General features: G+C 47.9%; 10 protein-coding genes and 3 rRNA genes. 12 read left to right on the top strand and 1 reads right to left on the bottom strand.

Going from position 1 to position 15,885, the window contains the following annotated elements; translation table 11 throughout:
- Nucleotides 1-103: 103 nt before the first annotated feature.
- The 4 genes from dusB to ACDJ58_RS26740 all read left to right on the top strand — a co-directional run bounded on the left by dusB (nucleotide 104) and on the right by ACDJ58_RS26740 (nucleotide 5,010).
- Entirely contained in the window at nucleotides 104-1,123 is a 1,020-nt protein-coding gene (gene dusB, locus ACDJ58_RS26755) for a tRNA dihydrouridine synthase DusB (RefSeq protein ID WP_063568396.1), read from the top strand.
- A gap of 244 nt (nucleotides 1,124-1,367) precedes the next feature.
- A complete protein-coding gene (greA, locus tag ACDJ58_RS26750) occupies nucleotides 1,368-1,844 on the top strand; it encodes a transcription elongation factor GreA (RefSeq protein ID WP_053778901.1) in 477 nt (158 codons plus the stop codon).
- Nucleotides 1,845-1,965: 121 nt separating this feature from the next.
- On the top strand, nucleotides 1,966-3,483 hold the full coding sequence (gene lysS, locus ACDJ58_RS26745) for a lysine--tRNA ligase (RefSeq protein WP_413373819.1): 1,518 nt from the start codon (nucleotides 1,966-1,968) through the stop codon (nucleotides 3,481-3,483).
- Nucleotides 3,484-3,672: 189 nt separating this feature from the next.
- Nucleotides 3,673-5,010 (top strand): TrkH family potassium uptake protein, encoded by a 1,338-nt coding sequence (locus ACDJ58_RS26740; protein WP_413373818.1) that lies wholly within the window; start codon nucleotides 3,673-3,675, stop codon nucleotides 5,008-5,010.
- Between the two features lie 148 nt (nucleotides 5,011-5,158).
- Here ACDJ58_RS26740 and ACDJ58_RS26735 read toward each other — a convergent pair whose 3' ends face one another.
- Nucleotides 5,159-5,758 (bottom strand): TetR/AcrR family transcriptional regulator, encoded by a 600-nt coding sequence (locus ACDJ58_RS26735; RefSeq protein WP_413373817.1) that lies wholly within the window; start codon nucleotides 5,756-5,758, stop codon nucleotides 5,159-5,161.
- A 77-nt stretch (nucleotides 5,759-5,835) separates the two neighbouring features.
- Here ACDJ58_RS26735 and ACDJ58_RS26730 point away from each other — a divergent pair, with 77 nt between their 5' ends.
- From ACDJ58_RS26730 to ACDJ58_RS26695, 8 genes are all read left to right on the top strand, one after another.
- A complete protein-coding gene (locus tag ACDJ58_RS26730) occupies nucleotides 5,836-6,393 on the top strand; it encodes a hypothetical protein (protein ID WP_413373816.1) in 558 nt (185 codons plus the stop codon).
- A gap of 505 nt (nucleotides 6,394-6,898) precedes the next feature.
- Nucleotides 6,899-8,450: ribosomal RNA gene (locus ACDJ58_RS26725) — 16S ribosomal RNA — on the top strand.
- 308 nt (nucleotides 8,451-8,758) lie between these two features.
- A 23S ribosomal RNA gene (locus ACDJ58_RS26720) occupies nucleotides 8,759-11,684 on the top strand.
- A 78-nt stretch (nucleotides 11,685-11,762) separates the two neighbouring features.
- Nucleotides 11,763-11,879, top strand: a 5S ribosomal RNA gene (gene rrf / locus ACDJ58_RS26715).
- The 16S, 23S and 5S rRNA genes sit together here, the layout of an rRNA operon.
- A gap of 231 nt (nucleotides 11,880-12,110) precedes the next feature.
- Nucleotides 12,111-13,286: an enhanced intracellular survival protein Eis gene (gene eis / locus ACDJ58_RS26710; protein WP_413373815.1), complete on the top strand. Its 1,176-nt coding sequence runs from the start codon at nucleotides 12,111-12,113 to the stop codon at nucleotides 13,284-13,286.
- A gap of 472 nt (nucleotides 13,287-13,758) precedes the next feature.
- Complete coding sequence (locus ACDJ58_RS26705) at nucleotides 13,759-14,220, top strand: CtsR family transcriptional regulator (RefSeq protein WP_063567405.1); 462 nt, start codon at nucleotides 13,759-13,761, stop codon at nucleotides 14,218-14,220.
- Nucleotides 14,221-14,250: 30 nt separating this feature from the next.
- Nucleotides 14,251-14,775 carry a UvrB/UvrC motif-containing protein gene (locus ACDJ58_RS26700; RefSeq protein ID WP_413373814.1) on the top strand — a complete coding sequence of 175 codons (525 nt, stop codon included), beginning with the start codon at nucleotides 14,251-14,253 and terminating at the stop codon, nucleotides 14,773-14,775.
- A 28-nt stretch (nucleotides 14,776-14,803) separates the two neighbouring features.
- Nucleotides 14,804-15,874 carry a protein arginine kinase gene (locus tag ACDJ58_RS26695; RefSeq protein WP_413373812.1) on the top strand — a complete coding sequence of 357 codons (1,071 nt, stop codon included), beginning with the start codon at nucleotides 14,804-14,806 and terminating at the stop codon, nucleotides 15,872-15,874.
- Nucleotides 15,875-15,885: the final 11 nt, after the last annotated feature.

Below are 15,885 nucleotides of genomic sequence, written 5' to 3'. Positions count from 1 at the left end.
TTACTAAAAAGAAAACATCGTCATTATTCGTTGATCTTATACAAACTAAAACACAACCAGGATTCATGCAAGAGTCGGTTTAAAAAGGAGTGGAACGACTACCATGCTTAAAATTGGTGACATTGAAATGAAAAACCAGGTTGTACTTGCGCCGATGGCTGGCGTGTGTAATCCGGCTTTCCGTCTGATCGCAAAAGAATTCGGAACAGGCCTCGTATGTGCGGAGATGGTGAGTGGCAAAGCCATCGTGCATGGTAACAAGCGTACACGTGAGATGTTGTTTGTAGATGAGCGTGAGAAACCGCTGAGCCTGCAAATTTGGGGGGGGGATCGTCAAGCCCTCGTAGAAGCAGCCAAAATTGTGGACAAAGAAACCAATGCTGACATCATCGACATCAACATGGGATGCCCTGTGCCCAAAGTGACGAGCTGTGATGCAGGTGCACGCTGGTTGCTTGATCCGAACAAAATTTATGAAATGGTATCCGCTGTTGTGGACGCGGTAGATAAGCCAGTTACAGTCAAGATGCGGATCGGCTGGGATAACGAGCATATCTACGTGGTTGAGAATGCACTTGCGGTTGAACGCGCTGGTGGACAAGCGGTAAGTGTACACGGCCGTACACGTGAGCAGCTCTACACAGGTACAGCGGACTGGTCACACATCAAAAATGTCAAAGAGGCTGTCTCCATCCCGGTTATCGGGAACGGAGATGTATCTTCACCGGAAGATGCCCGTCGCATGTTGGATGAAACGGGTTGTGACGGAGTTATGATCGGTCGTGCCGCCCTGGGTAACCCATGGATGTTGTATCGGACCATTCAATACTTGAGTTCCGGCGAACTGCTTCCTGACCCGAATGGGGAAGAGAAGATTCGGGTTGCCATTTTGCATATGGATCGTCTGATTGCACTGAAGGGTGAGGCTGTTGCTGTTCGCGAGATGCGTAAACACCTGGCTTGGTATCTGAAAGGTCTGAAAGGATCTGCCCGCATCAAGGACGTTATTATGGAAGAAACCAAACGTGATGAGATGGTGCACATTCTGGAGAACTTTGTAGGCCAGCTGCATATGGAAGGCAATCTGGAGTCAGAACCAGCAGTAGCCGAAAATGCATCCTGATCTACTGCTGTAAAACGTTTACAGCTATAGGGGGCGTAACATTGACTTTTCGAGACCGTTACCCTATAATTTCACAGTATAAATTCGCCATGTGCGTCATAAGGCTAGTGCATCAGGAGGAACGTTCTGTTTCTCCGGAGAACTTCATATAGTTTTGAAGATGTATGCGGGCGGAGCTCTGTAAACAGCACTGGTTCCGTTGCCGTGCAATCAAATTATTCCCATGACAGGAGAATCGGTTGAGATGAGCGATAAGGAAGTTATCCTTACACCAGAGGGACTTAAGAAGCTTGAAGAAGAACTGGAAATGCTGAAATCAGTGAAGCGCCGCGAAGTGGCTGAACGGATTAAGGTAGCCATCGGGTATGGAGATATCAGTGAAAACTCCGAATACGAAGACGCGAAGAACGAGCAGGCTTTCATTGAAGGCCGCGTTATTACGTTGGAGAAATTGCTTCGGAACGCACGGATTATCAACAGCGACGAGATCGATACCGAAGCTGTAAGCGTGGGTGCAACAGTCACTGTAGAAGATCTGGAATTCGGTGATATCACCGAATATACGATTGTAGGTTCTGCGGAGTCCAATCCGCTGCAAAACAAAATATCGAACGAAAGCCCTGTTGGCAAAGCCATTCTGGGCAAGAAAAAAGGTACGGTTGTTGATGTAAGTGTGCCTGCTGGCGTAATTCAATATAAAATTGTAGACATCAAAAAGTAATATAAGCAATGAAGCAGTCGGGTACGGAGACAAAAGCTTCCTTAGGGAAGCTTTTTTCAACATTTGAGGCAGAATACCTCTGAAGATGCCTGCAATGTAAATAAGGAGATGAATATAGATCATGACGGATGAAGTCTTGAATCAGGAAACCGAAACCGAACTAAGTGAGCTTTTACAAATTCGCCGCGACAAATTGGACGAGCTCCGCAAATTGGGGATCGACCCTTTTGGCCAAAAATACGTACGTACGGAAGAAGCCGGCTCCATTCTGAAGAAGTATGAAGAACTGACCAAGGAAGAGCTGGAAGAGAAGCACATCGAAGTCAGTATTGCCGGACGGATTATGGCGAAGCGGGGAATGGGTAAAGCGAGCTTTGCACATATTCAGGACCTGAGCGGCAGAATCCAGATCTATGTTCGTCAGGATACTGTGCCGGAAGACAAATACGCCGCGTTCAGCCTGCTCGATCTCGGCGATATTGTAGGTGTCTCTGGGGTAATCTTCAAAACCAAGACAGGTGAAACTTCGGTTAAAGTTCAAAATCTCGAAGTATTGTCCAAGTCACTTTACCCACTTCCGGATAAATATCATGGACTCGCGGATGTAGAGCTGCGTTACCGCCAGCGCTATGTTGACCTGATTATGAATCGTGAAGTGCAACAGACCTTCATTACTCGTTCCAAAATCATTCAGTCGATGCGCCGTTACCTGGATTCTCTGGGCTATCTGGAAGTGGAAACGCCGACGCTGCACACCATCGCTGGTGGAGCCGCTGCGCGTCCATTCATCACGCATCATAATGCGCTTGATATGGAATTGTACATGCGGATTGCGATCGAGCTTCACCTGAAACGTCTGATTGTAGGCGGTCTGGAGAAGGTGTATGAGATCGGCCGTGTATACCGTAATGAAGGGATGTCGACACGTCATAACCCTGAGTTCACGATGATCGAACTTTATGAGGCATATGCCGATTATCAGGATATCATGCGTTTGACTGAGAATCTTGTTGCTCACATCGCACAGGAAGTGCTTGGTACACAAGTTATCCAATATGCAGACTATCAAGTGGATCTTACACCACAATGGCGCCGTGTAACGATGGTAGACGCGGTTAAGGAAGTTGTAGGCGTGGACTTCTCCGTGCACATGACGAACGAGGAGGCTCATCGTTTGGCGAAAGAACATAAGGTTCCGGTTGAAAAGCATATGACATTTGGTCATATTCTGAATGCATTCTTCGAACATTTTGTAGAAGAGACGTTGATTCAACCAACCTTTATCATGGGGCATCCGGTTGAGATTTCTCCGCTGGCGAAGAAGAGCGATGTAGATCCGCGTTTCACGGACCGCTTCGAGTTGTTTATCGTTGGACGTGAGCATGCAAATGCCTTTACGGAGCTGAATGACCCAATTGATCAACGTCAGCGCTTTGAGGCACAATTGCTGGAGAAAGAACACGGGAACGACGAAGCACACGAAATGGATGATGATTTCATCCGTGCGCTCGAATATGGTATGCCACCAACAGGTGGACTCGGGATCGGTATTGACCGTCTGATCATGTTGTTGACCAACTCGCCGTCCATTCGTGACGTACTGCTCTTCCCGCACATGCGTCCTCGTACACAGGATTAAATAAGGAACGTTTAACTCGTTCATAATAGAAGAGGAACCTGCCGTTCAGTATGATGCTGGTGGCAAGTTCCTCTTTAGGTTTACATAGGCATCGAAGTGACGGATTCGTCGAAACAACATTGTTACCAAAGTGTGGTGACAGAATTTGTTCGCCTACCTGCTTGTATTATGTTAAAAGAGGTGCCCTCCATGAAGTTTAGGCTTCACATTGCTAAATTCCTATCACCCCCATTGATTCTGGTTGGTGGTTTTATGCTTATTATCATGATCGGTACGATTCTGCTCATGCTACCTATCTCCAATCAAAGCGGCGAGCATTTGGCGTTTATTGATGCGCTTTTTACTTCTACCTCTGCCGCATGTGTAACCGGGCTGGTCGTTGTGGATGTAGGGACGACCTTCAACCTGTTTGGTCAAATCGTGATTATGGTGCTTATGCAGCTAGGTGGACTTGGCTTCATGACCATCGCAACGTTGTTTGCGCTAGTATTGGGTAAGAGAATCTCGCTTAAGGACAGGCTGCTGCTGAAAGAGGCTATCAACGCTGACAGTATGGAAGGCATTGTACGCATTATCCGCAAGGTGCTCATTTTTTCGTTTACCATTGAAGGGGTGGCTGCTGTTATATTGGCACTACGCTGGGCAACGGAGATGCCTTTTTGGCAGGCGGTATACTATGGTGCCTTTCACTCGGTTTCATTATTTAATAATGGTGGTTTCGATCTGTTCGGCAACAGTTTTCAGTATTATACAGGGGACTGGTTGTTTAACCTAACAGCTTCCGTGCTGGTTGTATCAGGTGGACTTGGCTTTGTGGTGCTGAATGATTTGTTTGAGTACCGCAAGCGACGCCGCTTATCGTTGCAGTCCAAATTGGTATTGTCCGTGTCAGGTGCGCTGATTGGTATCGGTGCAATTGTACTATTTGTATTTGAGTTCACCAATGGACACACACTGGCGTCTCTAAGTTGGAGTGAAAAGATCTACGCCTCGTTCTTCCAATCTGTCTCTACACGTTCATCGGGCACAAGCACCATTGATATCACCCAGATGAGACAGGCTACCCAGTTCTTCTTCATTCTGTTGATGTTTATTGGGGCATCTCCGGGATCAACCGGGGGTGGAATCAAGACGACAACGTTCCTGATCATGATTGGAGCGGTGTATGCCATGATTCGTGGCAATAAAGATATTGTATTTTTCCGTCAGCGTGTTCCAAAGGAGTTGCTGATGAGAGCATTGACGATTATTATGGTTTCCTTGATCATATTCATGGTTGTAGTAATGCTACTACTTACGACAGAGGATGCACCGTTCCTTTCACTCATGTTTGAAGCGGCATCGGCAATTGGGACAGTAGGTCTGTCGGTGGGAGTAACTCATGAATTAACGGTATGGGGAAAACTGATTATCGCCTTCACGATGTTTATCGGACGTATTGGACCACTTACCATTGCATATGCGCTTCGTCCACGTAAAGAGAAGAAGCTGTATCGCCATCCGGAGGGCCGGATTATTATTGGATAAAAAGAAAAACCGTCACGCATCTAGGACAACCCTATTATGGAATAGGTTAGTCACAACTAATGCCTGGCGGTTTTTTGTTTTAAGGAAGCAATTACTCGGTTCCTGTTGTGCGAAGGATCAGAGCTGTATTTAATTTTGTAAACGAATGTTATTCTGCATCCCGGCATAACGTTGCAAGATGCGTGGTAAGGATGTTCTCCATAATCTTGGTGTTCATCTGGTCAGGACGAAGAATCGCATGAATTCCCAAACCGTCGACCAGTGCGTACAGCCGTTCAATTTCCAGCTCCTTATCGAGGTCTGTTCGGGAGAGATTGAGCTTCACGAGGTAGGTGATAACCGTAGCCATCGCGTGTCTTAGTTCATCATAGACTTTGTCGGCATGCTCTTTGAGAACAGGGTCAGTCTTGGACTTGGCCGTAAAAGCGTACCACACCTCCATTTCGGCCATTTTTTCATCCGTACTTGGCAGGAGTTCTAACAATAGAAGCTTCATATTCTCCAAAGGGGAAGCATCAAAGGACATCTGTGTGATTCGATTCGATACCCGTTCGGACACCAGATTCATTGCGTATAGGAGTAGTTCCGATTGGGTTGAAAAGTAGTGGCGCATAGACCCGGTCGATATTCCCGCTTCTAACGCAATATTTCGAACGGAGGCCTGTTCCATGCCATCTCTTCGGATGACACGCCAAGCCGCTTCGGCTACGAGCAGACGTTGTTTCTCGTGATCAACTATTTTAGGCATAAAAGGATTATATCATTGTTGATTATTATAATACAAACGTGTTAAATTGTATTTAATACATTTGTATTATAAAAGGAGTGGATCATTTGATTGCCTATTTTATTATTGGATGTGAGATTGCCTTCTGGGTATTTGTCGCTGCAGGTCTGAGTGTGCGTTATCTGTTTGGGATGAAACGGACAGGGATCGCGCTGTTAATGGCGACACCCATTGTGGATGTTCTTCTTATGGTTGCGACGGTGATGGATCTTCAACAGGGTGCTACAGCAAGTGTGGTTCATGGCATTGCAGCTATATATATAGGTGTGAGTATTGCCTATGGTCATCAGATGATCGCTTGGGCTGATCGTTATTTCCTGTACTGGTTCAAGGGTGGAGATAGTCCTCGGAGCAGCAAGGTGTATGGCAGTGAGCATGCTAGTCGTGAGAGAGTGGGATGGCTTAGACATCTATTGGCTTGGGGTATAGGTAGCTTGTTCCTGCTCGCAATGATTTGGTGGATTGGGGATGCGGAGCGTACTGCGGCATTTTTTAATCTCATAAGAGTTTGGGGAATCATACTCGGGATCGATTTTATAATCAGCTTCAGTTATAGTCTATGGCCGCGAAAGATGCCGGTGAAGAAAGTGAAGTAACATATAATTGGATAAGGCGGGAGAACGTGCGGATTATCCGTAGAGAAAGGATGATTCGCATGTTCTGGTAAGAGATTGTTATTGATGGATTGATATGATCTTAGATACGCCCCAGCTTTAGGTGAATAGCTATATGAGAGTAGATATTATATTTATTAAAAATAAAGCTTGCGTTCCGAATCTGTACATGGTATATTCTAAGTCCGGCCAAGAAAACACGAGAAACACGGTGCGGCAAGCGAAACAAATAAGCTTCGAAAGAAACTTAAAAAAAGAGCTTGCAAAGTTGGTTCGGATGTGATAAGATATAAAAGTTGCTGAGGTGAACAACACCCGGCAGTGAAACAAGTTTGATCTTTGAAAACTGAACAACGAGTGAGTAAACATTCTGCTTGCAGAATGAACGCGAAAGTTTGAGACAAGCCTTGGCTTGAATCGGCTGGAGCATAAATGAGATTTTTAATCTCGTCAGTTTCAAAATGAGCTTATCGCTCTTTTCAATACTTTATTGGAGAGTTTGATCCTGGCTCAGGACGAACGCTGGCGGCATGCCTAATACATGCAAGTCGAGCGGACTTGATGAGAAGCTTGCTTCTCTGATGGTTAGCGGCGGACGGGTGAGTAACACGTAGGCAACCTGCCCTCAAGTTTGGGACAACTACCGGAAACGGTAGCTAATACCGAATAGTTGTTTTCTTCTCCTGAAGAGAACTGGAAAGACGGAGTAATCTGTCACTTGGGGATGGGCCTGCGGCGCATTAGCTAGTTGGTGGGGTAACGGCTCACCAAGGCGACGATGCGTAGCCGACCTGAGAGGGTGATCGGCCACACTGGGACTGAGACACGGCCCAGACTCCTACGGGAGGCAGCAGTAGGGAATCTTCCGCAATGGGCGAAAGCCTGACGGAGCAATGCCGCGTGAGTGATGAAGGTTTTCGGATCGTAAAGCTCTGTTGCCAGGGAAGAACGCTTGGGAGAGTAACTGCTCTCAAGGTGACGGTACCTGAGAAGAAAGCCCCGGCTAACTACGTGCCAGCAGCCGCGGTAATACGTAGGGGGCAAGCGTTGTCCGGAATTATTGGGCGTAAAGCGCGCGCAGGCGGTCATTTAAGTCTGGTGTTTAATCCCGGGGCTCAACCCCGGATCGCACTGGAAACTGGGTGACTTGAGTGCAGAAGAGGAGAGTGGAATTCCACGTGTAGCGGTGAAATGCGTAGATATGTGGAGGAACACCAGTGGCGAAGGCGACTCTCTGGGCTGTAACTGACGCTGAGGCGCGAAAGCGTGGGGAGCAAACAGGATTAGATACCCTGGTAGTCCACGCCGTAAACGATGAGTGCTAGGTGTTAGGGGTTTCGATACCCTTGGTGCCGAAGTTAACACATTAAGCACTCCGCCTGGGGAGTACGGTCGCAAGACTGAAACTCAAAGGAATTGACGGGGACCCGCACAAGCAGTGGAGTATGTGGTTTAATTCGAAGCAACGCGAAGAACCTTACCAGGTCTTGACATCCCTCTGATCGGTACAGAGATGTATCTTTCCTTCGGGACAGAGGAGACAGGTGGTGCATGGTTGTCGTCAGCTCGTGTCGTGAGATGTTGGGTTAAGTCCCGCAACGAGCGCAACCCTTGATCTTAGTTGCCAGCATTTCGGATGGGCACTCTAAGGTGACTGCCGGTGACAAACCGGAGGAAGGTGGGGATGACGTCAAATCATCATGCCCCTTATGACCTGGGCTACACACGTACTACAATGGCCGGTACAACGGGCTGTGAAGCCGCGAGGTGGAACGAATCCTAAAAAGCCGGTCTCAGTTCGGATTGCAGGCTGCAACTCGCCTGCATGAAGTCGGAATTGCTAGTAATCGCGGATCAGCATGCCGCGGTGAATACGTTCCCGGGTCTTGTACACACCGCCCGTCACACCACGAGAGTTTATAACACCCGAAGTCGGTGGGGTAACCGCAAGGAGCCAGCCGCCGAAGGTGGGATAGATGATTGGGGTGAAGTCGTAACAAGGTAGCCGTATCGGAAGGTGCGGCTGGATCACCTCCTTTCTATGGAGAATCGTTTCCCGAGTGGAAACATTCAAATACGCAGCTTAGCTGCAAAACTTACTCACTCGTTGCTCAGTTTTGAGAGCTCAAACTCTCAAACAGCTTGCTTTTGCATGGAGCTTGTTCTTTGAAAACTAGATATCGAAACGAAATTTTGCGATTTAGAACATTCCTTTTTAAGCTGAACTTGTGTTAAACAAGTTTCAATAAATAGTGAAAACTGCATTGCGATGGTATCGAATGGGAGTGACTTTTGGCTTTGCGCAAGCAAAACAAGGGAAGCGAGCAGTCGAAACCGGAGCAAATATGGTTAAGCTACTAAGAGCACACGGAGGATGCCTAGGCGCTAGGAGCCGATGAAGGACGTGGCGAACAACGAAACTGCCTCGGGGAGCTGTAAGCAAGCTTTGATCCGGGGGTGTCCGAATGGGGAAACCCAGCTGGGGTAATTTCCAGTTACTCATAACTGAATACATAGGTTATGCAGAGGCATACCAAGGGAACTGAAACATCTAAGTACCTTGAGGAAGAGAAAACAATAGTGATTCCGTCAGTAGCGGCGAGCGAACGCGGAGAAGCCCAAACCAGAGAGCTTGCTCTTTGGGGTTGTGGGACGTCTCACATGGAGTTACAAAGGAACCGGTTAAGCGAAGAGGTCTGGAAAGGCCCGCCAAAGAAGGTAAAAGCCCTGTAATTGAAAGTCTGTTCCCTCCGAGACGGATCCCGAGTAGTGCGGGGCACGTGAAACCCCGTATGAATCCGGCAGGACCATCTGCCAAGGCTAAATACTTCCTAGCGACCGATAGTGAAGCAGTACCGTGAGGGAAAGGTGAAAAGCACCCCGGAAGGGGAGTGAAATAGAACCTGAAACCGTGTGCTTACAAAAAGTCAGAGCCCGTTTTAGGGGTGATGGCGTGCCTTTTGTAGAATGAACCGGCGAGTTACGTTCCCGTGCAAGGTTAAGGTGAAGAGCCGGAGCCGCAGCGAAAGCGAGTCTGAATAGGGCGACTTAGTACGTGGACGTAGACCCGAAACCGGGTGATCTACCCCTGTCCAGGGTGAAGGTGCGGTAACACGCACTGGAGGCCCGAACCCACGCATGTTGAAAAATGCGGGGATGAGGTGGGGGTAGCGGAGAAATTCCAATCGAACTCGGAGATAGCTGGTTCTCCCCGAAATAGCTTTAGGGCTAGCCTCGGAAAACAGAGTCGTGGAGGTAGAGCACTGATTGGGTGCGGGGCCCGCAAGGGTTACCAAGCTCAGTCAAACTCCGAATGCCATAGACTTACTTCCGGGAGTCAGACAGTGAGTGCTAAGATCCATTGTCAAAAGGGAAACAGCCCAGACCATCAGCTAAGGTCCCCAAGTGTGTGTTAAGTGGGAAAGGATGTGGAGTTGCACAGACAACCAGGATGTTGGCTTAGAAGCAGCCACCATTGAAAGAGTGCGTAATAGCTCACTGGTCGAGTGACTCTGCGCCGAAAATGTAACGGGGCTAAACACACCACCGAAGCTATGGCTTGATGCTTTGCATCAGGGGTAGGGGAGCGTTGTATAAGGGTTGAAGGTGTACCGTAAGGAGCGCTGGACATTATACAAGTGAGAATGCCGGTATGAGTAACGAAAAGATCAGTGAGAATCTGATCCGCCGAAAGCCTAAGGGTTCCTGAGGAAGGCTCGTCCGCTCAGGGTAAGTCGGGACCTAAGGCGAGGCCGAAAGGCGTAGTCGAAGGACAACAGGTCGAAATTCCTGTACCACCGTAAGCCGTTATGAGCAATGGGGGGACGCAGCAGGGTAGTGACGCGGACTGATGGATGTCCGTCTAAGCAGTGAGGCTGATGTGTAGGCAAATCCGCACATCGTAAGGCTGGGCTGTGATGGGGAGCGAAAATTATAGTAGCGAAGGTCATGATCTCACACTGCCAAGAAAAGCCTCTAGCCAGGTGATGGTGCCCGTACCGCAAACCGACACAGGTAGGCGAGAAGAGAATTCTAAGGCGCGCGGAAGAACTCTCGTTAAGGAACTCGGCAAAATGACCCCGTAACTTCGGGAGAAGGGGTGCCCCGGTAGTGTGAATAGCACGAGGGGGCCGCAGTGAAAAGGCCCAAGCGACTGTTTAGCAAAAACACAGGTCTGTGCGAAGCCGTAAGGCGAAGTATACGGGCTGACGCCTGCCCGGTGCTGGAAGGTTAAGGGGAGCGGTTAGGAGCAATCCGAAGCTGTGAACCGAAGCCCCAGTAAACGGCGGCCGTAACTATAACGGTCCTAAGGTAGCGAAATTCCTTGTCAGGTAAATTCTGACCCGCACGAATGGCGTAACGACTTGGGCGCTGTCTCAACGAGAGATCCGGTGAAATTTTAATACCTGTGAAGATGCAGGTTACCCGCGACAAGACGGAAAGACCCCATGGAGCTTTACTGCAGCTTGATATTGAATTTGGGTACGATCTGTACAGGATAGGTGGGAGCCTTTGAAACGTGAGCGCCAGCTTGCGTGGAGGCACCGTTGGGATACCACCCTGATCGTATCTAGGTTCTAACCTGGTACCGTAATCCGGTGCGGGGACAGTGTCAGGTGGGCAGTTTGACTGGGGCGGTCGCCTCCTAAAGAGTAACGGAGGCGCCCAAAGGTTCCCTCAGAATGGTTGGAAATCATTCGAAGAGTGCAAAGGCATAAGGGAGCTTGACTGCGAGACCTACAAGTCGAGCAGGGACGAAAGTCGGGCTTAGTGATCCGGTGGTACCGCATGGAAGGGCCATCGCTCAACGGATAAAAGCTACCCTGGGGATAACAGGCTTATCTCCCCCAAGAGTCCACATCGACGGGGAGGTTTGGCACCTCGATGTCGGCTCATCGCATCCTGGGGCTGAAGTAGGTCCCAAGGGTTGGGCTGTTCGCCCATTAAAGCGGTACGCGAGCTGGGTTCAGAACGTCGTGAGACAGTTCGGTCCCTATCTGTCGTGGGCGTAGGAAATTTGAGAGGAGCTGTCCTTAGTACGAGAGGACCGGGATGGACGTACCGCTGGTGTACCAGTTGTTCCGCCAGGAGCACCGCTGGGTAGCTATGTACGGAAGGGATAAGCGCTGAAAGCATCTAAGCGTGAAGCCCCCCTCAAGATGAGATTTCCCAGTATGTAAGACCCCTTGAAGACGACGAGGTAGATAGGCTGGGGGTGGAAGTGCAGCAATGCATGGAGCTGACCAGTACTAATCGGTCGAGGGCTTATCCAATATGCAAGTTGTAAATCGCAAATTTCGTTTCGGATCTAGTTTTCAGAGAATGATCTCTGAAGTAAGCTAAGCTATGCGTTTGGTGGCGATGGCGGAGGGGTTCCACACGTACCCATCCCGAACACGACCGTTAAGCCCTCTAGCGCCGATGGTACTTGGACCGCAGGGTCCTGGGAGAGTAGGACGCCGCCAAGCGAAGAACCACTGCCGATGTTATTTGGTGGTGGTTTTTATTTGCGCTTTTTTACTATATATCACAGGTGGAACAATTATATTACACGTAAAAAGTATTTCCGAGAGATGCCCACGCATCTCTTGTTTGACTTTGTCCCGTTCCTCTGACACACTCATAAATGGATACATACATCACGTATCAGGCCATGATTTGAAAGATATCATAACTTAGAGAACGGGGTGCAGGACGACATGGAAATTCAGAAATTAACCGTAGATGATTTTGAGCCAGCTATGGCACTCTCCGAGTATGCTTTTCAAGTGGTAATGAGTGAAGAACAAACGGAGAAGCGACGAAGTCAATTTGATTCACAGGATATATGGGGTGTATTTGAGGAGGGACAATTGGGTGCCAAACTTCACATTATTCCTTTTCAAACCTATATTCATGGGAGATCGTTCGAGATGGGCGGTATTGCGGGAGTTGCCACATGGCCAGAATATAGACGCAAAGGCTGGGTAGCTGGGCTGTTGAAGCATGCGTTGGAGGAAATGAACCGTAATAAACAAAGTATATCGTTTTTGCATCCGTTCTCTTTTGCTTTTTATCGGAAGTATGGATGGGAGACGTATGTTGAGTTTAAACGGTATAAAGTGCCTACAGCTCATCTGCCTGCGAAAAAGACAACCCCTGGAACAATTCGGCGTGGCGATCCGGGACTCAGCATATTAAAGGAAGTATACAGTGCGTATGCTGAGAGCTATAACGGAACCTTGATCCGGGATGATGCGAGATGGGAGAATTCAGTTCTCACTAATGGAGCCAGCCAGAAAGCCGTATATTATGATGGAGCTGGTAAAGCACAAGGCTATATTTTATATGAGGTTAAGGAAAGAAAGTTTACCATTAAAGAGATCATTTATCTGAATGAAGAGGCAAGACAAGGTTTGTGGACCTTTATTGCCAACCATGATTCCATGATTGAAGAAGTCACTTTACAGGCACCAGCCAATGATATGCTTGCTTTTCAATTAGATAATCCGCGGATTCAGCAGGAAATTGTACCTTTCTTTATGGCACGTATTGTGAGTGTAGAACAATTTATTTCACAGTATCCTTTTGCGAGCCCAGACTCACCAGTACAGATTAATCTCCAGGTAGAGGATGCCCATGCACCATGGAATGAAGGGGTATGGCAGTTGAATTTGGCGATGAATGGTACAGCTTCGATATGGAAAACATCTGAGCCGGCAGCTAAAGATCAGACTGTTAAGGTAGACATTCAGGCGCTCACCGCAATGCTGATGGGGTATCGTAGGCCCACAGAGATGGCACAAATAGGTAGAATTGAAGGACCGGTAGAAGCGATTAAGGCTCTGGAACAAGCGATTCCTAAACGGGAAACGTATTTGCTTGATTTTTTCTGATCCTCATAGAGTAACGAGAATTTTTAGGATCAATTTCATAGACTTAAGATGTATAGCATTACGTTGCTAATTTGAGACAAATGGACTTCTCCGGCTATTTTGGAGAGGTTTTTTTGTGTCAGCCGAATATTTCGTGTAAAATCGTAAAAAATGAATAGTGCTCCCTCTTGGCAAAACCACAAAATATGCTATAATGTATATAAAGTCAAAGAAAGTCAAAGTCAACTAAAGGTTAAATACTTACGTAGCTTTCTTTCTGCAATCCGGTGGTGGGAGCCATTATAAGGTAGGACACATCAGCGGATAAAAGCAATATTAAAGGACCTTCGAGCGTCCTTCGCTCTCCTGCTAAAGACCGTTGAAGATCAGTTTCGCTGTTTCCTTGATTGGTTAAATGGGTTGAGAAGGTGTACTCTGTAGGGGCGTGTGGGTCCTTATTGACTTAACGTTTCAGACAGTGGAGGATGAGTGGATGCGTAATATCTCTGATATTATCGAACAATATCTGAAGAGTATTTTGCATGAAAGTCCCGAAGGATTGGTCGAAATTCAACGTAATGATCTGGCTGATCAATTTTCATGTGTGCCTTCCCAGATCAATTATGTCATCAGCACCCGATTTACACTCGAAAAAGGTTACCTTGTAGAGAGTAAACGTGGCGGCGGCGGTTATGTTCGCATACAGCGGATTGAATTGCCGGCTCACTCGGCTCTGCATAACCATTTGCACCATAGTATTGGAGATGAGATCGGGCAGACAGCTGCCGAAGGTCTGATCTACCAACTGGAAGAAGCACGTTTCTTAAGCAAAAGGGAAGCCGGGTTGATGCGGGCAGCTGTATCGAGAGAGATTATATTGGTCAAACTTCCTTACCGGGATCAAATTCGTGCCAGAATGTTAAAGGCGATGTTAATATCTTTGCTCGGTAAATGAAAACTATCGGGATCAAGGGGGTACATCATTGTGCTGTGCCAAGAATGCAACAACCGTCCAGCAACACTCCATTTCACGAAGATCGTGAACGGAGAGAAGACGGAATTCCATATTTGTGAGTCATGTGCTCGTGAAAAAGGGGAAATGATTCCCGGAACATCCAACGGATTTTCTATTCATAACTTATTGTCCGGGTTGCTTGATTTTGAACCCTCAGGCAAGAATGGCAGTGCGGGAGCAACACCTGCGCAGTCCCTTCGTTGTGAAGAGTGTGGGATGACCTATTCACAGTTTAGTAAAATTGGCCGATTTGGCTGTAGTTCATGTTATAAATATTTTGACAGTCGTTTGGACCCGCTATTCAAACGGGTTCATGGCAGCACTTCCCACGTGGGTAAAGTACCTGCACGAGCTGGTGGTCGCATCAAGGTCAAAAGACAGATTGCTGATCTGAAACGTGATCTTCAGGAGAGCATTACGCAAGAGGAGTTCGAAGAAGCGGCTCAAATTCGTGATCAGATCAGGGAACTTGAAAAAGGAATAGCTCAGGAGTAAAGTTTGTGATGAGTAGGAGGGATGCGTAATGCCTAATCTGCGTTTTACAGAGAAGGCGCTCAGCGACTGGATGCGCAGTGATGCGGCTGATTCCGAAATTGTCATTAGCAGCCGGGTCCGGATCGCACGCAACCTGCAGCATTATCCGTTTCCGATGCTGGCTTCCAATGAGCAATCGGAAGAAGTGCTGAATAAGCTGAGCGAAGTACTTCAATACGATGACGTTCATGCCTTTGGAGATTTTCATACCTTGGATCTGATTGATATCGATGACCTTGACAAACGGGTGCTGGTGGAGAAACACTTGATCAGTCCCAGTCTTGCGAACGAATCCAGAAATGGTGCTGTTATTCTCAGTGAGGATGAATCTGTCAGTATTATGATTAATGAAGAGGATCATCTTCGTATCCAGTGCCTCTATCCGGGGTTCCAGGTGAAAGAAGCCTGGGAGAAAGCTTCCGCCATAGATGATGCTTTTGAAGCGCATGTGGATTATGCTTTTGATGACCGCAGAGGATATTTAACCAGCTGTCCTACGAATGTAGGTACAGGTGTAAGAGCATCTGTCATGATGCATTTGCCCGCTCTGGTGATGACACAGCAGATCGGCCGCATTCTAACCGCAGTCTCCCAAGTCGGACTGACTGTGCGGGGAATTTACGGTGAAGGCAGTGAGGCGATGGGTAACCTGTTCCAGATCTCGAACCAGATCACACTGGGGCAGACGGAACAAGAAGTCATCGATAACCTGCATAGTGTTGTGTTACAGATGATTGGGCATGAGCGTACCGCCAGAGAACGATTAATTACCGACTCTAGATTGCGGATTACCGACAGGGTCATGCGTTCTTACGGCATTTTGTCCCATGCAGCCATTGTGGATTCGAAGGAAGCTGCACAGCGTCTGTCTGATGTTCGACTTGGTGTTGATCTCGGCTTGTTGGACGGCTTGTCCATAACCGTGATGAACGAGTTGAATGTGATGACGCAACCGGGCTTCTTGCAGAAAACATTTGGGGAAGACATGCGGACAGATGAGCGTGACATTTATCGGGCTCAGTTGATCCGTGATACGATCAGTGCAGCCACTCAATCTTAGGTTGTTCAAGA

It is taken from the genome of Paenibacillus taichungensis (genome assembly GCF_047302525.1).
GTDB lineage: Bacteria > Bacillota > Bacilli > Paenibacillales > Paenibacillaceae > Paenibacillus > Paenibacillus taichungensis_B.
This window is presented reverse-complemented; position numbering and strand designations above follow the sequence as displayed.